The sequence below is a fragment of the Dietzia aurantiaca genome, assembly GCF_021033825.1.
GTDB classification, from domain to species: domain Bacteria; phylum Actinomycetota; class Actinomycetes; order Mycobacteriales; family Mycobacteriaceae; genus Dietzia; species Dietzia aurantiaca.
Window position 1 is genome coordinate 16,454 of record NZ_JAIFXZ010000004.1, and the last position, 26,147, is coordinate 42,600.

Here is a 26,147-nt window from a genome sequence, read left to right on the forward strand (position 1 = left end):
GCCTGCACCCCCGGCAGCGGCTCATCGCGGCTCGCGGCCCAGCAGCCGGTCGGTCTCGCGCCGCTCCCGCTTGGTCGGCCGGCCGGCGCCCCGGTCCCGCCTCGGCTGAGACGCCACGATCTCCTTGGGTGGCGGCGGGGGCGAATGGTCGATGTAGCAGGTCGCGGCCACCGGCGCGCCCACCCGCTTGCTGACGGTCTCGACCACCTCGAGGATGCGGATCCGCCCCAGCGCGCCCGTGACCTGCACCCGGTCGCCGGGGACCACACTCTTCGAGGGCTGCACCGCCTCGCCGTTGACCTTGACGTGCCCGCCCCTGCACGCGGCTGCCGCCTTGGTGCGGGACGGGAACAACCGCACCGACCAGGTCCATGCGTCCACCCGAACTCCCATGGGCCGAGGATAGCGACCCAGCGCGGCCCACTGCCGCCGGCGCGCGACTGCGTCCGGGGCCCCGGCCCGCAGCCCGTGCTGGTGACGCGGCCTCAGCCCGATAACCCCCGCAGCCCGAGCCCGTGCGAAATCTGCCGCTCGAGTACCGATCTGCTGCGAGAGGTACGGCGGCAGATCGCATTCGGAGGCGCGGATCGTGAGGCTGCGACCGGCGTGGCGAACCCCGAAGTACGGCCGGCGCGGCGAGCGCCGAAGGCCGGGCCGCGGAGGCGGGCGTCGAGCGTGCGAGACTGGGAACACAGTCCTCGCATTACATCCAGCCCCGCGACTCACACGGGAGTGCCCATGTCCGACCCCACCGTCACGCCCGGCCCCGTCACTACCGACGGCCCTTCCACCGCCGCCGACGTGCTCGAGCGGATCCTCGAGGATCGCCACAGTTGCCGAGCATTCAACCCGGAGCCGGTCGACGAGGCGACGATCGAGAAGATCCTGCGAATGGCGCAGCGAACCGCGTCGTGGTGTAACTCACAGGCCTGGCAGATCGACCTGGTGTCGGGTGATGCGACGGCCGCGTTCGGCAAGGCCCTCACCGACTACGTGGCGTCCAACGACATGCGATCGGATCTCCCGGCACCCGAGCGTTATGACGGCGTGTACGGCGATCGCCGCCGGGCCAGCGGGTACGGGCTCTACTCGGCGCTGGGGATCGAGCGGTCCGACCACGACGCCCGCGCGCGTCAGATGCTCGAGAACTACCGGTTCTTCGGCGCCCCGCACGTCGCCATCATCACGTCCGACGCGGGACTGGGGACCTACGGCGCGGTGGACTGCGGCGCGTATGTGTCCACGTTCCTGGCGGCGGCGTCATCGCTGGGTGTGGCGACCTGCGCGCAGGCCGCGCTGGCGTTGTACTCGGACGGGGTCCGCGAGCACCTGGCCATTCCGGAGGACCGGCTGATCGTGTGCGGAATCGCGTTCGGCTACGCTGACCCGGAGCACCCTGCGAACGCGTTCCGCACCGAGCGTGCCGAGCTCGCGGATGTGGTGCGTCGACACTACTGAGCAGGGACGCTGACCGAGTCTGTCAGTAGCCGATCTGTCCGCGCGGGGAGTCCGGCCCCTTGATGCCCTTGCGCACCTTGAGCCCGTAGTAGACGGTGGCGATCCCGGCGAGGATCGCCACGACCATGAAGAACGAGCTCGCGAACAGTCCGATCGGCAGCGACACAACCGTCACGCCCAGCGCGATCGCGGTGTTCCGCGAATTCTTGCGGACCTGCTGCTTCCGGAGCTCGATCGAGTTCGGCTGGTAGGGCTGCATGCTCATGTACTCAGGATTCCATATCCCGGCGGGTGGCCGCGTTCTCGGTGGTCGCGACCCCCACGGACTCCCACTCGACGCCCCCGGACGTACGGGCAGCGAGGATCGGTCCGAGCACCTCGAACTCGCCGGCCACGCTCAACCGCACCCGCCGCCCGTAGTCCACATCCCGCACCTGCGCCCCGGCCGCGCGGAGGGCCGACTCGAGTCCGCCGGCCACGGCGTGGTCGACCTCGGCGACCCAGGCCGGCGTCTGCACGACCTCCACCACGCGTCCGGCACGCCACGCCTCGTCCACCGCGTCCGTCACCGCCGCCGCATACGCCCTGGCCAGCCCGCCGGTGCCCAACTTGGTGCCGCCGAACCACCGCACCACCACCGCACACAGCCCGGTCAGTCGGCTGCCGCGCAGCACGTCCAGCATGGGGGTTCCCGCGGTCCCGGACGGCTCGCCGTCGTCGTTGGACCGCTCGATCCGGCCGGCCCCGTCCGCGTCCACCAGGTAGGCGCTGCAGTGATGGCGCGCGGTCGGATACGTGGCCCGGAGCTCGGCGATCAGGGCGCGGGCGGCCTCGTCGTCGTCGCACCTGCGCAGTACCGCCACGAACCTGGAGCGTTTCTCCTCGTACTCCCCCGTCACGTCCGGTCCGGCGGTGAGGCGGAGAGCGCGGGGCGCGATCTGGTCCATGCCCCCAGTATCACGGTCCGCACGGCGTCCCGCCCGGCCGCCCGCGGCCCCACACATCCCGCGCGACACTTGCCTACCCTGGCCATGTGACCTCCCCGCGCCACGCGACCAACTCCCACCGCGACCCCTCCCCCAATCCTCTCGACGACGTCTTCTCGGTCTGGGCGCCGTACGCCCGCGCCATCGGCCTGGTTCTCGACTCCACCGACACCACCCCGATCCCGATGCACCGCACCGACAACGGATGGTGGGTCTCAGACCTGCGCCGGGAGGAGGGCAGGGACTACGGGTTCGTGCTGACGGGCGACGACGACGAGGTGCGCCCCGCCCGACCCGACCCGCGATCGACGCGACAGCCCTCCGGTGTGCACGGGCTGTCACGGGTGCACCGCGTCGACCCGGCGCGCTGGACCGATTCGTCCTGGACGGGGCGGCAGCTGGCCGGGTCGGTGATCTACGAGATGCACGTGGGCACGTTCTCGGCCGGTGGGACCCTGACCAGCGCGATCGAGCATCTGGACGAACTGGTCGCCCTCGGCGTCGACATGGTCGAGGTGATGCCGGTGAACGCCTTCAACGGCGAGCACGGCTGGGGTTACGACGGCGTGGCGTGGTTCGCGGTGCACGAGGCCTACGGCGGACCGGACGCGTTCCAGGAGTTCGTCGACGCGTGTCACGCGCGCGGGCTCGCCGTGTGTCTGGACGTGGTCTACAACCACCTGGGGCCGTCGGGGAACTATCTGCCGGAGTTCGGGCCGTACTTGTCAGCGGCCGACGGCCCCTGGGGGTCGGGGCTCAATCTGGACGGTCGGGATTCCGACGAGGTGCGGCGATACATCATCGACAATGCGCTGCGGTGGTTCGACGAGTTCCATGTGGACGCGTTGCGGCTGGATGCGGTGCATGCCCTGCACGACGGCTCGGCGGTGCACCTGCTCGAAGAGCTGGCAGTGGCGACGGAGTCGCTGTCCACACATCTGGGGCGGCCGTTGTCCCTGGTGGCGGAGTCGGACCGGAACGATCCGCGGACGATCACCGCACGGGAGGCCGGCGGTCTCGGACTGCACGCCCAGTGGGACGACGACGTGCACCACGCCGTCCACGCCGCGGTCTCCGGGGAACGGCAGGGATACTTCTCGGATTTCGGCTCACTCGAGGCGCTGCGTCAGGCGCTGACAGGGGCGTTCGTGCATGCGGGGACGTGGTCGTCGTTCCGGGGCCGGGTGCACGGCCGGCCGGTGGACGTGGGCCGCCTTCCGGGATCGCGCTTCGTCGCCTACACGCTCACCCACGACCAGGTGGGCAACCGCGCGGCCGGCGATCGGCCGTCCATGAGCTTGTCACCGCAGCAACTGTTGGCCAAGGCGGCGATCGTGCTGTGCTCGCCGTTCACCCCGATGCTGTTCCAGGGCGAGGAGTGGGGTGCAGCGACACCGTTCTGCTACTTCTCCTCGCATCCCGAGCCGGAGTTGGCCGAGGCGGTGCGGGGTGGCCGGCGGCGGGAGTTCGCGGCGACGGGCTGGGACCCGGCCGAGGTGGCGGACCCGCAGGACCCGGGGACGTTCCACCGGTCGAAACTCGACCGCGCCGAGCAGACCGCCGAGCCGCACGCCGGAATCCTCCGAGTCTACCGGGAGTTGATCGCCCTGCGGCGAGCCGAGCCGGAACTCAGTGATCCGTGGCTGGGCTATGTCCGCGTCGAGACGGGAACGGAGGCCGCGGACGACCGGTGGCTCGTCGTTCACCGCGGATCGGTGGCCCTCGCGGTCAATCTGGGCACCGAACCGTGCCGGGTCCCGCTGGACGGCGAGCCGCTGCTCGCCTCGGGAGCGGTCGCCGACACGGACTCGGTGTTCTGCCAGGCATTTGGGTTCGCGGTGCTGAAGAAGCACGCCGGCTGATCGACGGGGTACCGCTTCCCGCCGTGCCCCCTCGAGAAGAGTGTTTGGAACATCTCTACTCGCGCAACGTGCGCGCAATGCTCTTCTCGACGAGGGGAGGGCTCGGGAGGACGGTTCAGGTGAGGTACTCGTACGCGGCGGTACCGGGCTCCAGCCGCTCGCATTCGATGCGCGAGGCGTCCATCCGCTCGAGGAGGGAGTGCAGGCCCGTCGGCGAGCCGAGTTCGATGCCGACCAGGGCGGCACCGATCTCGCGATTGTTGCGCTTGAGGTAGTCGAACTGGGTGATGTCGTCTTCCGGGCCGAGCACCTCGTCGAGGAAGCGGCGCAGCTGGCCGGGCTCCTGAGGGAACTTGACCAGGAAATAGTGCTTGAGCCCCCGGTGGACCAGCGAGCGTTCGATGATCTCGCTGTAGCGCGAGACGTCGTTGTTCCCGCCGGAGACGATGCAGACGACGGTCGCACCCTCGTCGATGTCCAACTGTTCCAGCGCGGTCACGGCGAGTGCCCCGGCGGGCTCGGCGATGACTCCCTCGGTCTGATAGAGGTCGAGCATGGCGGTGCAGACCGCCCCCTCGTCCACCGTGAGGACCCGGATCCGATCCGTCATGGAGGAGATCACCTCGAACGGCAGCTCGCCGAGCCGCGCGACGGAAGCCCCGTCGACAAAGGTGTCGACCGTATCGAGAGTGACGGGCTCCCCCGCCTCGAGCGCCCGGGTGAGGGAGGGGGCGCCGGCGGGCTCGACCGCGATGATCTTGCAGTCCGGCGCGTACTCGGCCAGGTACGTGGCGATCCCCCCGACAAGGCCGCCGCCACCGACCGGTACCACCACGGCGTCGGGCGCCCGGTCGAGCTGCGCGAGGATCTCCGCGGCAATGGTGCCCTGGCCGGCCATGGTCGCGGGGTGGTCGAACGGCGGAACCAGTGTCGCTCCGGTCCGGTCGGCGTCCGCGCACGCTGCTGTCTGGGCGGCGTCGAAGTTGGCGCCGGTCACCACGAGCTCCACCCAGTTGCGGCCGTGGGACAGGATGCGATCACGCTTCTGCTTGGGCGTGTTGTTGGGCACGTAGATGCGCCCGTTGATGCCGAGCACGCGGCAGGCGAACGCCACACCCTGGGCGTGGTTACCGGCACTGGCCGCCACCACCCCGGCGCTGCGCTCGTCCTCGCCCAGTTGCGCCATGAGGTTGTAGGCGCCACGGATCTTGTACGAGCGGACGCCCTGCAGGTCCTCACGCTTGAGCAGGACCCGCGCACCGGTCTGCTCACTGAGCCGCTCACTGACGTCCAGATCGGTCGACCTGATCACGTCGCCGATCCGCCGGGCGGCAGCGTCGATGTCGTCGGTTGTCACGGCCTGGTCGGTGGCGGCGTCAGTGGAGGTCACGACGACCAGTCTCCCACCGCCACCGTCGCCGCCGCCAACCGGTCAGCCCGTGAGACACCCCGGGCCCAGGAGCGCCTTGAGATCGCCCATGAGCGAGGAGGAGGTCTCGACCCGGAGATGATCGTCGAGCCGCAGCACCGTGGACGAATCCCCGCTGACCAGCCGCAGGTGAACATCCGACGGGCCGGGATGCCGGCCCAGGACCTGCTTGAGCGCGGTGACCGTCTCGATGGTGCACATCCGTGTGGCCAGCGTCAGCGCGAGCGGCGCGCCGTTCCCGCCGACCACCAGGTCCGGCACCTCGAGGGTGTCGCCGAACACCGAGACCCGGTCTTCGCGGATATTGATACGGGCCTTGACCAGCACCACCGCGTCCTCCGCGATATCCAGCGCCGCGAGCCGGTAGGTCTTGGGGAAGAACAGGACCTCGACGCTCCCGTTGAAGTCCTCGATCGTGACGATCGCCCACGGCTCGCCGTTCTTGTTGACCCGGCGGTCGACGCCCGAGATGATCCCGCCGATCGTCACCGCGGTTCCGTGCGCGAGTTCACCCTCGTGGATCGTCGCGATGGTCGTGTCGGTTTTGGCCTCGAGTGCGGCTTCGAGTCCGTCGAGCGGGTGACCGGAGACGTACAGGCCCAGCATCTCGCGTTCCAGCGCGAGCTTCTGCTTGGTGTCCCACTCCTCGTCGGGCACGCGGACGGCGAACACGTCACCGAAACCGCTGTCGGCCCCGGTGTCGTCTCCCCCACCGAACAGGTCGAACTGTCCGACGGCCTCGGCCTTCTTCGTGGACATCACCGACTCGACGGCGTCCGCGTGGACGAGGAACAGGCCCTTGCGCGGATGCTCGAGAGCATCGAACGCGCCGGCCTTGATGAGCGACTCGGTGACCTTCTTGGTGCAGGCCGTCTGGTCGATCTTGGCCAGATAGTCCGAGAAGTCGGTGAACGCGCCCTTCGCCTCGCGTGCGGCGACCACGGACTCGACCACGTGCGCGCCGACATTTCGCACGGCGCCCATGCCGAAGCGGATGTCCGTGCCCACCGAGGCGAAGTTGGTGAGCGAGTCGTTGACCGACGGCGGCAGGACACGGATGCCCATCTGGCGACAGTTGGACAGGTACAGGGCAGCCTTGTCCTTGTCGTCACCCACCGAGGTGAGCAGGGCGGCCATGTACTCGGCCGGATAGTTGGCCTTGAGGTAGCCGGTCCAGAAGGAGACCAGGCCGTAGCCGGCGGCGTGCGACTTGTTGAACGCGTACGAGGCGAACGGCTCGATGGTGCCCCAAAGGGCGTCCACGGCGTCCTTGGAGAAGCCGCGCTCGAACATGCCGCCGGAGAACTTCTCGTACTCGGCGGCCAGGACCTCGGCCTTCTTCTTACCCATGGCCTTACGGAAGCCGTCGGCTTCGCCGGCCGTGTATCCCGCGAGCTCGCGGGAGATGGCCATGATCTGCTCCTGGTAGACGATCAGACCGTGCGTCTCGCCGAGGATCTCCTTGAGTGGTTCCTCCAACTCGGGGTGGATGGGCACCAGTTCCTGCTTGCCGTTCTTGCGATCGGCGTAGTTCCAGTGCGTCCCCATGCCCATCGGGCCGGGCCGGTACAGGGCGAGGGCGGCCACGATGTCGTTGAAGCCGGTCGGCTTCATCCGCTTGAGCAGCTCGCGCATACCGCCGGAGTCGAGCTGGAACACGCCGAGGGTGTCGCCCCGGGCGAGCAGTTCGTAGGTGGGCAGGTCGTCGGTGCTCAGGGTGTCGAGGTCGATCTCCTCGCCGCGGTTGAGCTTGATGTTCTCCAGGCAGTCACCGATCACGGTGAGGTTCCGCAGGCCGAGGAAGTCCATCTTCAGCAGGCCGATGTCCTCACAGGAGGGGTAGTCCCACCCGGTGATGAGGGCCCCGTCCTGTGCGCGCTTCCACATGGGGATCACGTCGAGCAGCGGCTCGGAGGACATGATCACCGCACACGCGTGCACGCCGGCCTGACGGACCATGCCCTCGAAGCCGCGGGCGGTCTCGTAGATCCGCTTGACGTCCGGGTCCGTCTCGAGGAGCTGGCGGACCTCGGCTGCCTCGCCGTAACGCTCGTGCCCCGAATCGGTGATGCCGGACAGCGGGATGTCCTTGGCCATGATCGGCGGCGGCAGCGCCTTGGTGATGCGGTCGGCGATCGCGTAACCGGGCTGTCCGAAGTTGACGCGTGCGGCGTCCTTGATGGCGGCCTTGGTCTTGATGGTGCCGAACGTGATGACCTGGGCGATCTTGTCCGCGCCCCATTTGTCGGAGGCGTAGCGGATCATCTCGCCGCGGCGACGGTCATCGAAGTCGATATCGATATCCGGCGCGGACGGTCGCTCCGGATTGAGGAACCTCTCGAACAGCAGGCCGTGCTCGATGGGATCGATATTGGTGATCTTGAGCGCATAGGCGACCAGCGCGCCGGCGGCCGAGCCTCGGCCCGGCCCGACCTTGATCCCGATGGAACGGGCGTGCTCGATGAGGTCACCGACCACGAGGAAGTAGCCCGGGTAGCCCTTGCCCTTGATGACCTCGAGCTCGAATTCCGCGCGGTCGATGTACTCCTGCGGTACGCCGTCCGGGAAACGCCACTGCAGGCCCTTGTGGACCTCCCTAGACAGCCAGGTGTCCTCCGTCTCGCCCTCCGGCACGGGGAACTTGGGCATCCGGTCCTTGGGCGTCCAGATGTCCTCGTAGGACTGCACGCGCTCGGCGACCCACAGAGTGTTGTCGCACCCCTGGGGGACCTCGGAGTCCCACTGGGCACGCATCTCCTCGGCGGACTTGAGGAAGTACCCGTCCCCGTCGAACTTGAAGCGGTTCTCGTCGGCCAACGTCTTGCCGGTCTGCACGCAGAGCATGGCCTCGTGGGCGTGGGCCTGGTCGCGGGTGACGTAATGGCAGTCGTTGGTGACCAGCGGCGGCATCCCGAGGTCCTTGCCGAGCTTGAGCAGGTCCTCGCGGACCCGACGCTCGATGTCGATCCCGTGGTCCATCAGCTCGAGGAAGAAGTTGTCCTTACCGAAGATCGACTGCCACTTCTCAGCGGCCTCGTAGGCCTCCTTGATGTGCCCGAGCCGCAACCGCGTCTGGATCTCACCCGACGGGCAGCCGGAGGTGGCGATGATCCCCTCGGAGTGCTCGGCGAGGATCTCCGCGTCCATACGGGCCCACTTGCCGAGTTGGCCCTCGTAGGAGGCCAGAGAGGACAGCAGGAAGAGGTTGCGCAGACCGGTGGCGTTCTCCGCCACCATCGTCATGTGCGTGTAGGCACCCGAACCGGCGACATCGTCACCCTTCTGGTGCTTCTCGCCCCACAGGACGCGTTTCTTGTTGAACCGCGACTCGGGCGCGACGTAGGCCTCGATACCGATGATCGGCTTGATGCCGGACTTGACGGCCTCCTTGTAGAAGTCCGACGACCCGTACATGTTGCCGTGGTCCGTCATCCCCACCGCGGGCATCCCGAGCCGGGACGCCTCCTTGAACAGGGGATCGATCTGAGCCATCCCGTCGAGCATCGAGAACTCGGTGTGATTGTGCAGATGCACGAACTGGGATCCGCCCACGCAGCATTCCTCCTAGGACTTGTCCGGCCCAGTCTAGGACGGATCTACGACAGCCTTCGACTTGCCGACGTACGCCCTGCGCGGCGACCTCCCTGCCAGCGTGAACGCCACGACCGCTGCCCAGATGAGGGCGAAACCGACCCACTGCACGGCGTCGAGCCGCTCCCCCACGACGATCAGACCCCACGCCATCTGCAGCACCGGGACGATGTACTGGAGCATGCCGACGGTGGCCAGGGGGATGCGCTGCGCAGCGAAGGCGAACAGCAGAAGCGGCACCACCGTGACCAGCCCGGAGGCGACGAGCACCGCCGTGTGCCCGGGGCCGAAGCCGGTGAACGTGCCCGCCCCGGTCGCGCCGAGCCACAGGAGCAGGGCCAGGGCGAGTGGAGCGATCACCGCCACCTCGCCGGTCATGCCGATCACCGGGTCCACCCGCAGCTTCTTCTTGAAGACCCCGTACAGGCCGAAGCTCACCGCGAGGATCACCGAGAGGGTGGGAAAATGACCGTAGCCGACGGTCAAGACGCCGACGGCGATGACGGCGAGGCCCACGGCCGACCACTGTGGGCGTGTGAGTCGTTCACCGAAGATGACCACCCCGAGCAACACACTCACCAATGGGTTGATCGTGTATCCGAGGGCCGCCTCCGTGACGCGCCCGGAGTTGACCGTGAACACGTACACGCCCCAGTTGGCGGAGACGAACACCGCGGCGCCGGAGATCCAGCCCCACGAGGCCCGGTCCACGGCCCGCAGGTCGCGCCAGCGGCGCAGGAGCGTGAGCACGATCGCCATGACGACCAGCGACCACACGATGCGGTTGGCGAGGATCTCCAGGGCGCCCGCGGGTTCGAGGAGCGGGAAGAACGCGGGGAAGAACCCCCACAGGGTGTAGGCGGCCACGCCCGCGGCCATCCCACCGGCGACGGGCTTGTCGACGGCCGCCGGGCCCGTGCTCCCGCCCGCCCGCTCGCCTGCATCGCCACCGCTCACTGTCGCCACCTGCTCATTCGCGCCACCTGCTCACCGCCGCAACCATAGCCGCGACACGGTGTCGGCCCGCCCCCGATAACCGCCCCCGCGGACACCTCCGCCGCGAGCAGGGCCCGCGACTACGGCCGGGCCGCAGTCAGACGTCGGTCGGGTGGCCGGCGCCGGTCAGGCGGCCGACGTCGGTCAGCTGGCCGGGACAGGAGCACTGTCGGGCAGCGGCGAGGCCGACCGGACGTGCTGCGGCAGGAGCGGCCGCACGGCGAAACGCCCCGACACCGCGTCGGCGGGCAGTGCCTCGACCGCCCGGACGCCGGGCCGTCCGGACACCGCGCGCAACTGCTCGGGCGTACCGCGGACGAGCAGCCCGACGATCGCCGGATCCCCGTCCCGGATCCGCGCGGCGGTCAGCGCGGAGGTCTGCGCCCCGCGATCGGCGCCGACGTCTCCGGGCCCCGGCTCGCGACCCGCCCCGAGCCCGCTGACCACCCCGTCCAGGCCGCGACCGAACGCCGGCTCGCGCGAGGGCTCCCCCGCCACCGGCTCGGCCAGGACGACCTCGGCCACCGGCATGGCGACGCCCTCCACCGGCACCTGCGCGATCAGCCCGGACACGCGCGGCAGCCCCCGCGCGACAGCAACCGCGTCCGCGACCGACCATGCCTGAACCGCCGAGACGAGCGCCCAGTGGTCCGTGTCGGGATCGGTGGACGGGTCCGGGGAGCCGGTGGTGTCGTCGTCGTCGCGGTGGTCGTCTCCCGCACCCACGTCGAGCGACGCGGCGGCGCGCTCCAGATACTCGGCCACGGGCTCGCCCGGATCGGGCCCTACGGCGTCACTCATCACGCCCGGCGCGCGCGGCAATTCGGTGCGCAGCGCGGTGAGGATGGTGACCAGCGCCAGCACGATCACCACGCCCACTCCCGCGACCCTGGCCACCCGCGCGGCGACGGTCATGCCGAACGCAACACGTCCAGCGCGTGCTGGAGATCGCCGGGGTAGGAGCTGGCGAAGTCGACGCGCGCGCCCGTCCCGGGATGCTCGAAGCCCAGTCCGACCGCGTGCAGCCACTGCCGCTCCAGCCCGAGTCGCGAGGCCAGGACGGGATCCGCGCCATAGGTGAGGTCACCCGCGCACGGATGGTGCAGCGCCGAGAAGTGCACGCGGATCTGGTGCGTGCGACCGGTCTCGAGCTTCACCTCGACGAGGGTGGCGGCCTGGTGCGCCTCGAGGGTGTCGTAGTGGGTGATCGAGTGCTTGCCGTCGGAGGTCACCGCGAAGCGCCAGTCCGACGACGTGTGACGCCCGATCGGCGCGTCGATGGTCCCCGACAGCGGATCGGGGTGCCCCTGGACCAGCGCGTGGTAGGTCTTGTCGACCGTGCGGTCGCGGAACGCGCGCTTGAGGAGGGTGTAGGCGCGCTCGGACGCGGCCACCACCATCAGGCCGGACGTGCCCACGTCGAGGCGGTGGACGATGCCCTTGCGCTCCGGCGGGCCCGAGGTGGAGATGCGGTACCCGGCGGCGGCGAGGCCGCCGATCACGGTGGGACCGGTCCAGCCGACCGAGGCGTGCGCCGCGACGCCCACGGGCTTGTCGACGACGACGATGTCGCTGTCCGAATACAAGACCGTCATGCCCTCGACGGGTTCGGCGACCACCGCGGGCTCGGCCCGGGGTTCGGGCATCTCGACTTCGATCCAGCTCATCCCGGTGAGCTTGTCCGACTTGCCGACGGTCTGCCCGTCGAGCAGGACCTTGCCCTCCGCGGTGAGATCGGCCACCGCGGTGCGCGAGATGCCCAGGAGTCGGGAGACGCCGGCGTCGACACGCATGCCGTCGAGGCCGTCGGGGACGGGGAAGGTGCGGACCTCACCCATCGGCGGTCTTCTCGCCATCGTTGTCGGAGACCGCCGTGCGCTTCGGCCTGTCCGCCCGGTCCGACCGGTCCGAGGCCAGAGTGCCGTCGTAGTCGATGTTGCGGAACACCGCGACGGCGACGACGATCACGCCGGCCACGAGGCACGAGTCGGCCACGTTGAACACGGGCCACCAGCCGACGGACATGTAGTCCACGACATGCCCGCGCAGGACGCCGGGGTCGCGCACCAGGCGGTCCACCAGGTTGCCGGCGGCACCGCCCATGATCAGGCCCAGCCCCCACGCCCACCAGCGTGAGTGGACCCGGCGCGAGAACCAGATCAGCGCCAGCACCACGATGATCGCGACCACGCTCAGCACGGCCGTCAGTTCGGTGCCCATCGAGAACGCCGCGCCGGGGTTGCGGATCAGCACCAGCCGAACGTTTTCTCCGATGAGCTCGATCGGCCGACCCGGCTCGAGACCGATCACCGCCAGGACCTTCGCGAGCTGATCGAGGAGCACGACCACCACACCGATCACCAGCATGACCGTCGGTCCTGCCGCGAAGTAGCCCGGCGCCGCGCTCGCGGGTGCCGGGCCGGGCGTGTGCCCCGTCGCGTCCGACCGCGTCTCGTTGGTGTCCGTCATGGGACCCAGTATCCCTGATGACGCCGCCGAGCCGGATGACGCGGGTGGGCCACCCTCTAGGCTCGGTGCCGTGGAACCGCGATCGCACAGTGCCCCCGCCCGCCCGCGCGCCGCCCGCCGTGGCCGTCGACTCCTCGCCACCGCCGTGGCGGCCTCGGTGCTCCTCGGCACTGCGGCCTGCGGGGATTCCGAGTCCGAGGACCCCTCGACCGGCGCCGGCGGCTCGAGCGTCGCCGCGGACGACCAGTCACTGGAACCCGAGGTGACGGTCGATCCCGGCCCCGCGCCTGTGGTCGAGGTCCTGGACGCCGGGGCCGGCGAGCGGCGCGTCCTGTCGTACGGGCCCTCCCGCGAGCCGGCGACGGTCGAGGTGTCCCAGTCGGGCACCACGCGCACCGAGGTGCCGGGCGCCCAGACGCGCGTCGATCAGACCCCCGCGCAGACCCTCACACTCGAGGGCCGTTCCGAGCCCGACGTGGACGGGGCCCAGCGCGCCGAGGTCACGGTCCGGGAGTTCACCTCCACGGACGAGCTGCGTGCCGCCCAGTTCTCCACGGCCCCGGGGTTCACGGCGACATGGACGCGCAGCGCGGACGGCAGCATTCGCGAGCTGGGGCTCGCCGCACCCGTGGACGCCACCGACGCCGCCCGCGCGGCGGTGGAGATCGCCGCCAACGCCATCTCGGACGCCACCGTGGTCTTCCCCACCGAGGCGATCGGCGAGGGTGCCCGATGGACGGCCACCCGTCAGGTCGACGACGCGGTGGCATCGACGCGCGTCGTGACCTACGAACTCGTCGAGCTCGACGGCGACCTCGCCACCGTCCGAACGGAGACCACCGCCCCGGATGCCGCGGACACCCTGACCGCCCCGGCCCCCGACGGCGGGCCCGGCGTCACCCTCGACGTGGCGACCTACGACATCACCGGCTCCGGCGAGCTGACCGTCGACCTCCGGGCGGCGCTACCGACCGACGGAGAGACCGAGTCCTCGACGAGAGCCGTGTACGTCGACCCCGAGACGGGGCAACGTACGACCTTCGACGAGGACTCGGTCCTGGAGTTCCGCAGCGTCGGCTGATCAGGCCGCCGCGCAGGTGGCCGGCGGCTCGAGGCCGGCGTTGGTGATCAGCGCGCAGGCGAAGGACTTCTGGAGCATCCAGTTGCCGCCCTGGTTGATGAACTGGGCCTGGACGTTGATGGGCTCCTGCCCGGGCTGGTTGATCACGGCGTTGGCGATGAGGGTGCCGGGGATGTCGCCCTCGGCGACGCCCGTGATCACCACGGAGGCGCCCTGCTGCTCCTTGAGGGCCGCGATCTGGTCGAAGATCTCGGGCGCCTCGGCGCCACCCTCGACCAGGTTGACCTTCTCCTCCACCGGGACGTTCGGATCCGAAGCCTGGTCGAGTAGCACGGTCAGCTCCTCGGCGGTGGGGACCGCCGCCGCCTGCTGTGAGCTCGTGGTGGGCGCCGGGGCGGTCTCCCGGCCGTCGTTGTCGTCACCACCGCAGGCGGCCAGACCGCCCAGGGCGAAAGCGGACAGGGAGACTGCGGCGATGGTCCGTCGAAGACTCACGCGGGGTCCTTTCGTCGAATGTGCGGTTCCGGGTGGACGCTCCGGGCCCGGGGCGGTCCGAGGACCGCGTCACCGGCCCAACGAACACGGAGGTGCCATTGTTCCATCGACAGCGGCCCGGGTGGTTGACGACGGGCCGTGCGACCACCACTGTGGACCGGGTGAACAGCGCCGAGACCAGCACAGATGCCCCCCATGTCGTGATCTGCACCACGGGTGGCACGATCACGGCGTCGACAGCCACGGACGGCGCGGTCGTCGCCGGGGACTCCGACGCCGTCACCGGGGCGATGCTCGACGAGCTCCGGGCCGTACTCCCGGGCGGGATACGGGTGAGCGCGCGGCCCGTTCTGGACGGCGACTCATCGACGTTCGGCCCCGCCGAGTGGGACCTCCTCGTCGCCGCCGTCACCGACGTCCTGGCCGACCCCTCCGTGACCGGGGTGGTGATCTCCCACGGCACCGACTCGCTGGAGGAATCGGCGATCGCGCTGGATCTCCACCACAGCGATCCCCGACCCGTGGCGCTGACCGGGGCGCAGCTCCCCGCCGATCATCCGGAGGCAGACGGCCCCGCCAACCTGCTCGACGCCGTCCTCCTCGCCGCCGATCCGGTCTCCCGCGGGCTCGGGGTGCTGGTGGTGCTCGGGCGCGCGATCCTGCAGGCCCGGGGGGTGCGCAAGTGGCACACCACCGACCCCGTCGCCTTCGCGCGCAACTCCCCCGAGCAGCCGGTCGAGGACCTGCCGCCCGAGCTCGAGCGCCCGGTGCTCGACGGGCGCGCCCGGTTCGCCGACGTCCGGGTCGACGTGGTGGCCTGCCCGCCCGGATCAGACGCCGCCGCCCTCCGGGCGTGCGTGGACGCCGGGGCCCGCGGGCTCGTCCTCGAGGGCTCGGGTTCCGGCAACCTGCCCCCGCTCGTGGCGGATGCGGTCGCGGAGCTGACGGACGACCGGCCCGACATCGTGGTGGTGGCCGGCACCCGCGTCCCCCGGGGGGAGGCGACAGCCACCTACGGCGGGCGCGGCGGCGGTGCCGAACTCGCGAGCCGGGGCGTCCTCTCCGCCGGCTACCTGCGATCGGGGCAGGCCCGGGTCCTGCTCGCCGCGCTCCTCAGCGTCGCCGAGGCCGGCGACACCACTTCCGATGATGAGCGCGCCGCTGCCGCGACCGCGGTGCGGCGGCAGTGGTCGCGGTACCACCTCTACAGCTGACGAGAGCACCGGGCTCGCACCTCAGGGCCGCGCGCGACGGAGCAGGACGGAGCAGGACGGAGCGGGACGAAGGCCGCGCGCGGCACGATCGGACAAACCGGTCGGACGCCGGTCACCACCCGAGGGAATCCAGCGGATCAGCGGGCTCGAGGGCGGGATCGTCATCGGCGAAGGTGCGCATGCGTCCCGGCCCGGTGGCCGCCGTCTCGAACCGCACCGACACCCGGCCGTGGCCCGAGCCCTGCACCCACCCGTGCCCGAACTCGGGATGACGCACATCCGACCCGGTGCGGAACCGCTCGTCAGAGTCCTGCCGCCACGCACCGATCGTCGGGACCACGCCGGCCGAGCCGCCGTTCCCAGCACCGGCGCCCGCGAGATCCTGCCCCACCGTGGTGATCCCGCCCGGCTCGGCGTTCTCGTCCAGCACGCCGCCCGGCTCCTCCCCCGGGTCCGCGCTCTCGGATGTCACGGTGGTGCCCACTCCGACGATGTCGGGCAGCTCGTCGTCGTCGTCGGATCCTGACCCTCCACCCACGCCGCCACCCGCCCGGTGGTCCGGCACGAACTCCTGCTCGAACAACGCGTCCTGATGGAACTGCGTCAGACCCGAGAGCCCCACGCCGAGCAGGCGGATCGCGCCGAACTCGACGGGGTCCGGGGCCAGCGAGCGGGCCACCGAGATGATCGTCTCCAGCGACGTGGTGCCCTGCGGCAGCGTGTACGAGCGGGTGATCGACGTGAAATCGGAACGCTTGACCTTGACCGTCACCGTGCGAGCCGCACGCCCATCCGTGAGCAGGCGGCGGTGCGCACCTTCCGCGGCCCGGCGTACGGCGGCCACCACCTGGCCGGCCGTGGTGAGGTCGGCGGCGAACGTGCTCTCGGCGCTGATCTGCTTGGCCTCGGCCCGTTCCTCGACGGGGCGGTCATCGTAACCGCGCGCGATGCGGGCGATCGCCGGGCCCACCGTCCGGCCGAGGGCGTGCACGACGTCGTCGTCATCCATCGCCGCCAGGTCACCGATTGTCGCGATCCCGAACTGCGCCAGCCGCTCCCCCGCCACCGGGCCCACACCCCACAGGCTCCGGGCGGGAAGGGGCCCCAGGACGTCGGCGTGATCGCGGCGCGAGACCACCGCGATGCCGTCAGGTTTCGCCAGGTCAGAGGCGATCTTGGCGTACTGCTTGCCGGCCCCCGCACCCACCGACGCCGGTAGCCCTGTGGCCTCGCGGATCGCCGTGCGCAGATCCTGCGCCCAGGCCCGCGTCCGATCGGCGTCCGCGCCGCGGAGCTCCGGGGGTTCGAGGAACGCCTCGTCGACCGACACCTGCTCGACCACCGGGGCGTGCTCGGCGAACACCTCGAACACGCGACGGCTCAGCGCGCGGTACACCGGCATCCGCGGCGGCACGAACACCGCCGACGGACCGACAAGGCGGCGCGCCTGATGCGACGGCATCGCCGACCGAGCACCGAAGGCTCGGGCCTCATACGAGGCACCTGCCACGACCCCGCGGCCGCCGGTACCGCCGACCAGCACCGGCCGACCCCGAAGGGTCGGCCGCGTGAGCTGCTCACAGGACGCGAAGAACGCATCCATGTCCACGTGCAGGACCCACCGGTCCTGCCCCTCACCCACGAGGGAGTCCGATCAGACCCGAGACAGCGTCATCCTGACGCCCTCGGCGAGCTCGATCGGATCCCCGTCGGCCGGATCCAGCGCGTCGACCACCGCGAAGTCGGTGGCCAGCACCTCGCCCGCGATGAGCTGCGCGTGGCGGTCGGCCCACTCGCGTCGCTCTGCCGGAACCGCCATGCGCACCCGGATACGGTCGGAGATGTCGAGGCCCGCCGCACGGCGCGCCTCCTGCAGTTCGCGGATGCGGTCCTTGGCCCACCCCTCGGCCTCCAACTCCTCCGTCACCGTGAGGTCCAGGACCACCAGGCCCGCGCCCCCGGGAAGCGCAGCGGTGGACTCCGGGTCGGCGGCCACGAGCCGGTGCTCGAACTCGCCCTCCACCAGACGTACGCCGCCGGCCGTCACCACACCGTCGACCTCCGTCCAGTCGCCGGTCTTGGCGGCCTTGATACAGGCCTGGACCTGCTTGCCCAGACGGGGGCCCGCGGCGCGCGCGTTGACCGCGAGCTCCATCCGACCGTGTGCGGCGACGTCGCTGGTGAGGACAACGTTCTTGACGTTGACCTCATCAGCGATGATCCCGGTGAACGGCTGCAACCGCTCGGCGTCCGGCATGGCCACGGTGAGTGTGTCGAGCGGCAGTCGCACGCGCAGCTGCTTGGCCTTGCGCACCGAGGACACGGTCGAACACACCGCCCGCACGGCCTCCATCGCCTCGACCAGGCCCGGGTCGCGCGGCAGCGAGTCCGCGTCCGGCCAGTCCACCAGGTGTACGGAATCCTCGCCCGTCAGCCCGGTCCAGATCACCTCGGACATCAGCGGCAGCAGCGGGGCCGCCAGACGCATCGTGGTCTCGAGCACCGTATAGAGCGTGTCGAACGCATCGCGCGAATCCTGACCGCTGGACTCACCCGCCCAGAAGCGCGAGCGCGACCGTCGCACGTACCAGTTGGTCAGGGCGTCGGCGAACAGACGCAGCTCGTCGCAGGCCGCCGCGATATCGGTGATGTCCAGGGCCTCGGTCATGGCATCGCGCGTCGACGCCAACCGGGACAGGATGTACCGGTCCAACACATGCTGGGAATCGGTCCGCCAGGTCGCGCGCTCGGAGGCGTACAGCTGGAAGAAGCTGTACGAGTTCCACAGCGGCAGCATCGCCTGGCGCACGCCCTCACGGATGCCCTGCTCGGTCACCACGAGGTTGCCACCGCGCAGGATCGGCGAGCTCATGAGGAACCAGCGCATGGCGTCGGAGCCGTCCCGCGAGAACACCTCGTTGACATCCGGGTAGTTGCCCTTGGACTTGCTCATCTTGAGCCCGTCGTTGCCCAGGACGATGCCGTGGGCGGCGACGTGGGTGAACGCGGGGCGGTCGAACAGCGCCGTGGCCAGGACGTGCATGGTGTAGAACCAGCCGCGCGTCTGGCCGTTGTACTCGACGATGAAGTCGCCCGGGAAGTGGGTCTCGAACCACTCCTTGTTCTCGAACGGGTAGTGGACCTGCGCGAACGGCATGGAGCCGGACTCGAACCAGCAGTCGAACACGTCCGCCACGCGGCGCATCGTGGACCTGCCGGTCGGGTCGTCCGGGTTCGGCCGGGTCAGGTCGTCGATGTACGGGCGGTGCAGGTCCGTCGGCCGCACGCCGAAGTCCCGCTCGAGCTCGTCGAGGGAGCCGTAGACGTCCACGCGCGGGTAGGCCGGGTCGTCGGACTCCCAGACCGGGATGGGCGCGCCCCAGTAGCGGTTGCGGTTGATGTTCCAGTCTCGGGCGCCCTCGAGCCACTTGCCGAACTGCCCGTCGCGCACGTGCTCGGGCATCCAGGTGATCTGCTCGCGGTTGAGCTCGACCATGCGGTCGCGGAACGCGGTGACCCGGACGAACCACGCGGGCAGCGCCATGTAGATGAGCGGTTGTCCGGAGCGCCACGAGTGCGGGTAGGAGTGCTCGATGGTCTCGTGGCGGATCAGCCGACCGGCGGCCCGCAGGTCGCGCGAGATGGGCGCGTTGGCGTCGAAGACCAGCTGGCCCGCGTACGGCGGCACCTCGGAGGTGAACTTGCCGTCCGGGCCGACGGGGATCACCAGTTCGATCCCCGCGACGCTACAGGTCTCCATGTCCTCCTCACCGAACGCGGGGGCCTGGTGGACGATGCCGGTGCCGGACTCGGTGGTCACGTAATCGGCGGCCAGGACCACATGGGAGTTCGGGTGTCCGGCGAAGAAGTCGAACGGCGGGGTGTACCGCAGGCCCACGAGTTCGGAGCCCTTGACGGTGGCCACGACCTCGGCCTCCTCACCGAACTCGGCAGCGTAGACCCCACGCCGGGCCTCGGCCACGACGAAGGTGCGGCCGGCGAACTCACCGGCGGCCACGCGGACCACCGAGTAGTCGATGTCCGGGTGCACGGCGGCCGCGAGGTTCGACGGCAGGGTCCACGGGGTGGTGGTCCACACCAGCGCCTCGGCGCCGTGGAACGGGCTGTCCTGCGGAGCCTCGAGCGGCAGACCGACGGTGACGGCCGGGTCCTGACGCATCTTGTAGGCGTCGTCCAGACGGGTCTCCTGGTTGGACAGCGGCGTCTGCTCGTACCAGGAGTACGGCAGCACGCGGAAGCCCTTGTAGATCAGCCCCTTGTCGTACAGCTGCTTGAACGCCCACAGCACGGACTCGGTGAAGTCGATGTCGAGGGTCTTGTAGTCGTTCTCGAAGTCCACCCAACGGGCCTGACGGTGGACGTACTCCTCCCATTCGTCGGTGTACTGCAGCACCGACTTCTTGCACGCTGCGTTGAACTCGGCCAGACCCATGTCGAGGATCTGCGACTTCTCCGTGATGCCCAGCTGCTTCTCCGCCTCGAGCTCTGCGGGCAGGCCGTGGCAGTCCCAACCGAAGCGGCGGTCGACCTTGTAGCCACGCATGGTGCGGTAGCGAGGGACGACGTCCTTGACGTACCCGGTGAGCAGGTGGCCGTAATGGGGCAGGCCGTTGGCGAAGGGGGGCCCGTCGTAGAAGACGTACTCCTCGGCGTCCGCACGGTTGCGGATGGACTCGCGGAAGGTGTCCCGGTCGTCCCAGCGGGCAAGGACCGTCTCTTCGAGCGCGGGGAACGACGGCGACTGCGACATGCCGCCGCCGGTCAGGTCAAGGATCGGGTACGCGCTACCGGTGACGGCGGTTCCGGGGTTCTCGGCATCCGGGGTCGCGGATTCGGTACTCATCTGGGCGGGACTCCTCGCGTACGGGGCCCGCACGAGTTCGCATCCGTGGGGCCGTCAGGCCTGCGCTCGGGGACGATCCGGGTGCGACCAGCGCACCCGTCCGCGGTACCACCCCGTTTGACGACGACGACGCGACGCCCACTCGTGGGTCAGGCTGTGACGGGCCTTCCCGTTCGGTTCTACTGAGCCATCCCGTAAAGGATCGGCCGTTCTTCCGAGCGCTCCCCGGTGATGGTCGGATCAGTGCGCGTCCGGATCGAGGCCGGATAGTTCCAGATCCTACCCGTCGGCGTTGGTGTCCGCCTCTTCCGCGTCAGCGGTCGGTGCTTCGTCACGACCGCCGCGGCCACGGATGAGGTCGACCAGCAGGAGGAGCAGACCGATCCCACCGACCGCGATGCATGCCCACGCCCACCCGATGTTGCCGGTGGCGACCGCCGCGACGAGGAATGCGAACCCGAGGATCGTCAGTCCGAGTGCGGCGACGAGCATCGTTCCTCCTGGTGCTTGTGGAGCGGGTGCCGGTGGCGGGGACGACGACACCGACCGGCGGTCGTCCACTGCCCTCGAATATACGTCGACCCCCGCACCCTGGGCAGGGGCGGGGGCCGAGGCCTCAGATCACCGGCTGGTCAGCGCGGTGTCCGGATTCCTACTTGCTGTCCTTGTCAGACGCGGAGCTGACGTCACCGGGCGCTGCCGGGGCGGCGGAACCGCTCTTACCCAGCTCATTGAGCTGGTTCTCGAGGTAGCTGGTGAGCCGGCTGCGGTAGTCCTTCTCGAAGGTGCGGAGCTGGTCGATCCGGCCCTCGAGCACGCCGCGCTGCTGGTTGATCGTGGCCATGATCTCGGTGTGCTTGCGCTCGGCGTCGGCCTGCAGGGCGTCGGCCTTGGCCTGCGCCTCCTTGACCTGCTGCTCGGAGCGGGCCTGGGCGTCCTTGACGATCCCGTCGGATTTGTTCTTGGCCTCGCCGAGGATGCGGTCGGCCTCCTTGCGGGCGTCACCGACCATCTTCTCGGAGTCGGACTTGGCGCTGCCGACCAGTCGATCCGACTCGCCGCGGGCCTTGGACATCAGCCCGTCGGACTCCTTCTTGGCCTCGCCGGTGAGACGATCGGCCATCTCCTGCGCCATGGCCAGCACGCGGGCGGCACGCAGGTGGGTGTCGGAGTTGGCTGCGCCGTCGTCCTCCGATTTGCCGAGCGACGGGGTGGCCGCGGCCGGCGTCGCAGCAGGCGCGGGCGCGGGGGCAGCCGGCGCGGCCGGGGCCGCAGCCTGCGGGGCGCTCGTGGCACCGGAGTCAGCGGAACCCTTGTCGCTCTTGTCGCCGGACTTGCGGGCCTTCTCGAGGTCCTTGCTCAGCTCGTCGACCCGATGACGGAGATCCTCGTTCTCCCCCACGAGTTCCGCGAGCTCCTTCTCGACCAGGTCGAGGAACTGGTCGACCTCGTCCTCGTTATAGCCCCGCTTACCGATCGGTGGCTTGGAGAACGCGACGTTGTGCACATCGGCTGGAGTCAACGGCATGGGATACCCCTCGTGGTCGTCTCGGGTGCCGGTCCGGCGTTTTCGCACCGGACCCACGACATCATTACTACCTTAACGCGTGCCAATCTAGTCACAATCAGCCCGCGCGTCACCATGACCCCGCAGAGACTCAGGCGACGCTGAACATCAGGTACCGCAGGATCACCTGGATCACGATGATGATCACGAACAGTACGAGCACGGAGAGATCCAGCGAGATCTGACCCAGCCGGACCGGCTTGATCACCTTCCGCAACGCCTTGACCGGCGGGTCCGTGAGGGTGAACAGCCATTCCAACATCACGGCGACGAACCCCTTCGGACTCCAGCTACGGGAGAACGAGGCGATCATCTCGACGACGATCCGGGCCAGCAGCAGATACCAGAAGACCTGGGTGGCGATATAGAGGACCAGCAGGATTTCACGCACGACTCAACCCTACTGTCACCTCGTGGGAGCGCGTCGGCCGGCGTCGGTCAGCGACGGAATGCACCGTTGACGGCGTCACGGACCTCGGCCTCGGTGAGGTCCATGCCGGCCGGCTGCAATAGGAAGGTGCGCTCGCGATCGGCGACCTTCTCCATGCGGCCGTCCAGACCGAAGACGAGCCCGGCGGCGAAGTCGACCATGCGGCGCGCGTCACCGGAGGCCATCGTGGACAGGTCCAGGACCACGGCGCGGCCGGCGCGGAAGTGATCGCCCAGGCTCTTCCCGTCACCGAAGCCACGGGGACGCTCGACCACGGTCTCGGGGACGGTGACCAGACCGTCCTCGATGAAGTCCTCCTCGGGGGCGAGGGCGACCGCTCCGCGGGTGGCGGGCACACCGCGCATCGAGGCGCGGGCGCCGGCCTCGGCGGCGTGGTAGCGCCGGGGCCGCGGCGCGACCTCGTCTGCCATGGCCCTGCGGGGGGCGGCGGCCCGATCGTCGATCGGGTCCAGCTCCTCGAGGCGGGGACGCGGTGCGGGCTCCTCGGCGTACCGGTCCGCGGCGTAGCCGTAATCGTCCCGCCGATCGCGTCCGATCGCGTCCAGGTCATCCATCTCGTGCATCGCGCGAGAGGCCCGGGGGTCGTGGTGCACGGGGCGGTCGTAGTCGTCCAGGTACTCGTCCTCGTACGCCGCGACGGGCGCCATTCCGAAGTACTCCTTGAACCGGGCGATTGCGCTCATCTTCCGGGACCTTCCTGGTAACGGGGTCGTCGCGGGCTAGGCGTCGTGGGAGACGCCTCCCACGAGGTTGGATCTCAAACTACTGGGCGGGGGCCGAGGATCGCCGTTCCGACACGCACGCAGGTCGATCCCGCGGCTATCGCGGCCTCGATGTCGCCGGACATGCCGGCGGAGAACCCGATCGCCCCGGGGTGCGCACGTCGGAGACCTTCCGCGATCTCCGCGGCATCGGCGAAGTGCGCGGCCGCGTCCCCCTCGAGTGGGGGCACCACCATCAGTCCGGAGAGGGTGAGATGCGCGAGTCCGGCCACGTGGTCGGCGAGCGCGGGCAGGTCCTCTCGCGAGACCCCACCGCGCGAGGTGTCGCCGTCGAGGCTGAGCTGGAGGAGGACGGGCAGCGGCGGCACGTCGTCACGCTCGTCGGCCAGTCGTGCCCGGCCGCGGTCGAGGCCGCCTGCGACCTTCGCCGAGTGCACGGAGTGGACCCGGTCGGCCCACCCTGCGACCGCGGTCGCCTTGTTGGACTGGATGTTGCCCACCATGTTCCACCGCACCGAGGAAGCGAGCCCGGCGTCGGCCGCCGCGAGGTCGGCGACCTTGGCGGCCGCCTCCTGGACCCTGTTCTCCCCCACGTCGCGCACGCCGAGCCGCGCGAGACGGATCACGTCGTCGACGGGATGGAACTTGGTGACGACGACGAGGTCGACCTCGTCCGTCCGGCCGGCAGCCGCCAGGGCGGCGTCGAGTCGCTCGCGGGTGGCGGCCAGTCGGATCGCCAGTTCGTCTGTCCGGGGGTCAGTCACGACCACCTACCGATACGCCGACGCAGTGCTGCATGGCCCGTAACCTATCGGAATACCCGTCGGCCCGGCCAGACACACCGTGGCCCGGTCAGACCGCGGCCCGACGCGGTCGCGATCCTGCAGGCGTCGTGGACGCCTAGTCGCGCCAGATGACGGAGGCCTGTCGTCCGGTCCGGCCCTGCCGGCGATACGAGAACAGGGACTCGTCGGCGATCGTGCACCGCGGATCGGAGTCGACCCTGCTCACGCCGAGTCCGGCGAGCTGCCGGGTGATGCCCGCCCGGAGGTCGACCCCGGAGGTGCCGCCGACGGTACGGGTCCGACTGCCGGGCAACGCGGCCTCGACCTCGTCTGCGAGTTCGTCCGGGAGTTCGTAGTGCTCCCCCGCCGCGGCGGGGCCGAGCAGGACCGTGAGGCGCTCGGCGCGGGCACCGAGGGAGGTCATGGCCCCGATGAGCGCGGGCACGATCCCCCCGACGGCACCGACCCGTCCGGCGTGGACCGCACCGATCACACCGGCCTCGGAGTCCGCGGCCAGCACGGGCACGCAGTCCGCGGTGAGCACGGCCAGGGCCAGACCCGGCTTGTCGGTCACCAGACCGTCGGTGGCGGGGACGGGCCCGCCGGTCGCCCGGGTGACGCGGGCGATGCGGGTGCCGTGGACCTGATCCATCCACACGACATCGGAGGCGGGCAGACCGAGGCGGCGTGCGAGCCGCGCCCGGTTCGCCGCGACCGCCGCGGGGGCGTCGCCGACGTGGTCGCCCAGGTTGAACGAGTCGAAATCACCGGTGGACGCGCCGCCACGGCGGTCGGTGACCACCCGGCGGACGCGTCCGGTGCTGTGAGATGCCACTATCGGCCTCAGTGCCGCATGAACGGCGGGACGTCGATGTCGTCGTCCTCGTCACGGCGGCGGGACGACGGTGCGGGCGAGGACGAGGGCCCGGCCGAGCCGGCGGACGCCGGGTACGAAGGCTCCTCGCGACGGCCTCCACCGAGGGGCGTCGAGCCGAGCTCGGAGGCTCCGCCGGTGTCCCCGGAGGCTCCGGGTACCGCATCCTCGTCGTCGAGATGGTGACGGCCGCGGCGCGGCTGGGCACCACCCGCGGTGATCGGACGCGATCCGCCCTCGAACCCGGCGGCGATGACGGTCACGCGGACCTCGTCGCCCAGCGAGTCGTCCACGACGGTGCCGAAGATGATGTTGGCGTCCGGGTGCGCCTCCTCCTGCACGAGCGAGGCGGCCTCGTTGATCTCGAACAGCCCCAGGTCGCTGCCGCCGGCGATGGACATGAGCACGCCCTTGGCGCCCTCCATCGTGGTCTCGAGCAGCGGCGAGTTGATCGCGGCCTCCGCGGCCTTGAACGCGCGACCCTCCCCCCGTGACGAACCGATTCCCATGAGGGCGCTGCCCGCGCCGGACATCACGCCCTTGACGTCGGCGAAGTCGACGTTGATCACGCCCGGGGTGGTGATGAGGTCGGTGATGCCCTGGACACCGTTGAGCAGGACCTCGTCGGCGGTCTTGAACGCCTCCATCATCGACACCCCCGCGTCGCCCAGCTGGAGGAGACGGTCGTTCGGGATCACGATGAGCGTGTCGCAGGCCTCGCGCAGCTGATCGATGCCCGAGTCCGCCTGGCCGCCGCGACGCTTGCCCTCGAACGAGAACGGACGGGTGACCACACCCACGGTGAGCGCGCCGAGCTTGCGCGCGATCGCCGCCACGACGGGCGCGCCGCCCGTGCCGGTGCCACCCCCCTCGCCGGCGGTGACGAAGACCATGTCGGCCCCCTTGAGGACCTCTTCGATCTCGTCCTTGTGGTCCTCGGCGGCCTTACGGCCGACCTCCGGGTCGGCGCCGGCACCGAGCCCGCGGGTGAGCTCCCGGCCCACGTCGAGCTTGACATCGGCGTCCGACATGAGCAGGGCCTGCGCGTCGGTGTTCACCGCGATGAACTCGACGCCCTTGAGCCCCTCGTCGATCATGCGGTTGACCGCGTTGACGCCACCGCCGCCGATTCCGACGACCTTGATGACTGCGAGGTAGTTATGCGGTGAGCTCATCGAGGCCCGGCCTTCCTTTGGGGGTGTCGTGCTCGGTTGCGTGCTGTCTCGACGAAAGTTCTGTGAACCTGAAGTCTCACCCTCTAGTTGAGGGTTAAACTTGCTGGTCAGAGGCCTTTTCCGCCGTC

General features: G+C 70.1%; 23 protein-coding genes. 4 read left to right on the top strand and 19 right to left on the bottom strand.

Annotated elements, in window-relative coordinates; all coding sequences use genetic code 11:
- Nucleotides 1-21 precede the first annotated feature (21 nt).
- Nucleotides 22-393: an RNA-binding S4 domain-containing protein gene (locus tag K3888_RS06400; protein WP_230929424.1), complete on the bottom strand. Its 372-nt coding sequence runs from the start codon at nt 391-393 to the stop codon at nt 22-24.
- A gap of 345 nt (nt 394-738) precedes the next feature.
- On the opposite strand from K3888_RS06400, the gene K3888_RS06405 reads away from it, so the two are divergent.
- Entirely contained in the window at nt 739-1,458 is a 720-nt protein-coding gene (locus tag K3888_RS06405; protein WP_230929425.1) for a nitroreductase, read from the top strand.
- Nucleotides 1,459-1,480: 22 nt separating this feature from the next.
- On the opposite strand, the gene K3888_RS06410 is transcribed toward K3888_RS06405, so the two are convergent.
- The gene (locus K3888_RS06410; protein ID WP_230929426.1) at nt 1,481-1,723 is read right to left on the bottom strand and encodes a hypothetical protein; all 243 of its coding nucleotides are present in this window, start codon (nt 1,721-1,723) and stop codon (nt 1,481-1,483) included.
- A 4-nt stretch (nt 1,724-1,727) separates the two neighbouring features.
- On the bottom strand, nt 1,728-2,405 hold the full coding sequence (locus K3888_RS06415; RefSeq protein WP_230929427.1) for an IMPACT family protein: 678 nt from the start codon (nt 2,403-2,405) through the stop codon (nt 1,728-1,730).
- A gap of 86 nt (nt 2,406-2,491) precedes the next feature.
- On the opposite strand from K3888_RS06415, the gene treZ reads away from it, so the two are divergent.
- Nucleotides 2,492-4,306: a malto-oligosyltrehalose trehalohydrolase gene (treZ, locus tag K3888_RS06420; protein ID WP_230929428.1), complete on the top strand. Its 1,815-nt coding sequence runs from the start codon at nt 2,492-2,494 to the stop codon at nt 4,304-4,306.
- A gap of 115 nt (nt 4,307-4,421) precedes the next feature.
- Here treZ and ilvA read toward each other — a convergent pair whose 3' ends face one another.
- The 6 genes from ilvA to lspA form a co-directional block, all read right to left on the bottom strand.
- Nucleotides 4,422-5,705, bottom strand: coding sequence for a threonine ammonia-lyase IlvA (gene ilvA / locus K3888_RS06425; RefSeq protein ID WP_372459542.1), 1,284 nt, complete (start codon nt 5,703-5,705; stop codon nt 4,422-4,424).
- 33 nt (nt 5,706-5,738) lie between these two features.
- Nucleotides 5,739-9,287 (bottom strand): DNA polymerase III subunit alpha, encoded by a 3,549-nt coding sequence (gene dnaE / locus K3888_RS06430; RefSeq protein ID WP_308281908.1) that lies wholly within the window; start codon nt 9,285-9,287, stop codon nt 5,739-5,741.
- 33 nt (nt 9,288-9,320) lie between these two features.
- Nucleotides 9,321-10,205, bottom strand: coding sequence for an EamA family transporter RarD (rarD, locus tag K3888_RS06435; RefSeq protein WP_230929596.1), 885 nt, complete (start codon nt 10,203-10,205; stop codon nt 9,321-9,323).
- Nucleotides 10,206-10,466: 261 nt separating this feature from the next.
- A complete protein-coding gene (locus K3888_RS06440) occupies nt 10,467-11,237 on the bottom strand; it encodes a hypothetical protein (protein ID WP_230929430.1) in 771 nt (256 codons plus the stop codon).
- Nucleotides 11,234-12,160, bottom strand: coding sequence for an RluA family pseudouridine synthase (locus tag K3888_RS06445; protein WP_230929431.1), 927 nt, complete (start codon nt 12,158-12,160; stop codon nt 11,234-11,236). The genes K3888_RS06440 and K3888_RS06445 overlap by 4 nt, the downstream gene beginning before the upstream one ends.
- Nucleotides 12,153-12,791: a signal peptidase II gene (lspA, locus tag K3888_RS06450; RefSeq protein WP_230929432.1), complete on the bottom strand. Its 639-nt coding sequence runs from the start codon at nt 12,789-12,791 to the stop codon at nt 12,153-12,155. The genes K3888_RS06445 and lspA overlap by 8 nt, the downstream gene beginning before the upstream one ends.
- Nucleotides 12,792-12,861: 70 nt before the next feature.
- Between lspA and K3888_RS06455 the strand changes: the two genes are divergently transcribed.
- Nucleotides 12,862-13,872, top strand: coding sequence for a hypothetical protein (locus tag K3888_RS06455; RefSeq protein WP_230929433.1), 1,011 nt, complete (start codon nt 12,862-12,864; stop codon nt 13,870-13,872).
- Here the strand turns inward: K3888_RS06455 and K3888_RS06460 are convergent, their stop codons facing one another.
- Nucleotides 13,873-14,367: a WKL family lipoprotein gene (locus K3888_RS06460; RefSeq protein ID WP_230929434.1), complete on the bottom strand. Its 495-nt coding sequence runs from the start codon at nt 14,365-14,367 to the stop codon at nt 13,873-13,875.
- A 161-nt stretch (nt 14,368-14,528) separates the two neighbouring features.
- Between K3888_RS06460 and K3888_RS06465 the strand changes: the two genes are divergently transcribed.
- Nucleotides 14,529-15,581 carry an asparaginase gene (locus K3888_RS06465; protein WP_230929435.1) on the top strand — a complete coding sequence of 351 codons (1,053 nt, stop codon included), beginning with the start codon at nt 14,529-14,531 and terminating at the stop codon, nt 15,579-15,581.
- 112 nt (nt 15,582-15,693) lie between these two features.
- Here the strand turns inward: K3888_RS06465 and K3888_RS06470 are convergent, their stop codons facing one another.
- From K3888_RS06470 to ftsZ, 9 genes are all read right to left on the bottom strand, one after another.
- A complete protein-coding gene (locus K3888_RS06470; RefSeq protein ID WP_230929436.1) occupies nt 15,694-17,223 on the bottom strand; it encodes a DNA polymerase IV in 1,530 nt (509 codons plus the stop codon).
- A gap of 12 nt (nt 17,224-17,235) precedes the next feature.
- On the bottom strand, nt 17,236-20,445 hold the full coding sequence (gene ileS, locus K3888_RS06475) for an isoleucine--tRNA ligase (protein ID WP_230929437.1): 3,210 nt from the start codon (nt 20,443-20,445) through the stop codon (nt 17,236-17,238).
- Between the two features lie 279 nt (nt 20,446-20,724).
- A complete protein-coding gene (locus K3888_RS06480; protein WP_230929438.1) occupies nt 20,725-20,937 on the bottom strand; it encodes a hypothetical protein in 213 nt (70 codons plus the stop codon).
- A gap of 160 nt (nt 20,938-21,097) precedes the next feature.
- Nucleotides 21,098-21,973, bottom strand: coding sequence for a DivIVA-like cell division protein Wag31 (gene wag31 / locus K3888_RS06485; RefSeq protein ID WP_230929439.1), 876 nt, complete (start codon nt 21,971-21,973; stop codon nt 21,098-21,100).
- A 130-nt stretch (nt 21,974-22,103) separates the two neighbouring features.
- The gene (locus K3888_RS06490) at nt 22,104-22,403 is read right to left on the bottom strand and encodes a YggT family protein (RefSeq protein ID WP_230929440.1); all 300 of its coding nucleotides are present in this window, start codon (nt 22,401-22,403) and stop codon (nt 22,104-22,106) included.
- Between the two features lie 47 nt (nt 22,404-22,450).
- Nucleotides 22,451-23,146 carry a cell division protein SepF gene (locus K3888_RS06495; protein ID WP_230929441.1) on the bottom strand — a complete coding sequence of 232 codons (696 nt, stop codon included), beginning with the start codon at nt 23,144-23,146 and terminating at the stop codon, nt 22,451-22,453.
- A 74-nt stretch (nt 23,147-23,220) separates the two neighbouring features.
- The gene (locus tag K3888_RS06500) at nt 23,221-23,949 is read right to left on the bottom strand and encodes a YggS family pyridoxal phosphate-dependent enzyme (RefSeq protein ID WP_230929442.1); all 729 of its coding nucleotides are present in this window, start codon (nt 23,947-23,949) and stop codon (nt 23,221-23,223) included.
- A 136-nt stretch (nt 23,950-24,085) separates the two neighbouring features.
- The gene (gene pgeF, locus K3888_RS06505; RefSeq protein ID WP_230929443.1) at nt 24,086-24,805 is read right to left on the bottom strand and encodes a peptidoglycan editing factor PgeF; all 720 of its coding nucleotides are present in this window, start codon (nt 24,803-24,805) and stop codon (nt 24,086-24,088) included.
- 8 nt (nt 24,806-24,813) lie between these two features.
- Nucleotides 24,814-26,019: a cell division protein FtsZ gene (gene ftsZ, locus K3888_RS06510; RefSeq protein WP_230929444.1), complete on the bottom strand. Its 1,206-nt coding sequence runs from the start codon at nt 26,017-26,019 to the stop codon at nt 24,814-24,816.
- Between the last annotated feature and the right edge of the window lie 128 nt (nt 26,020-26,147).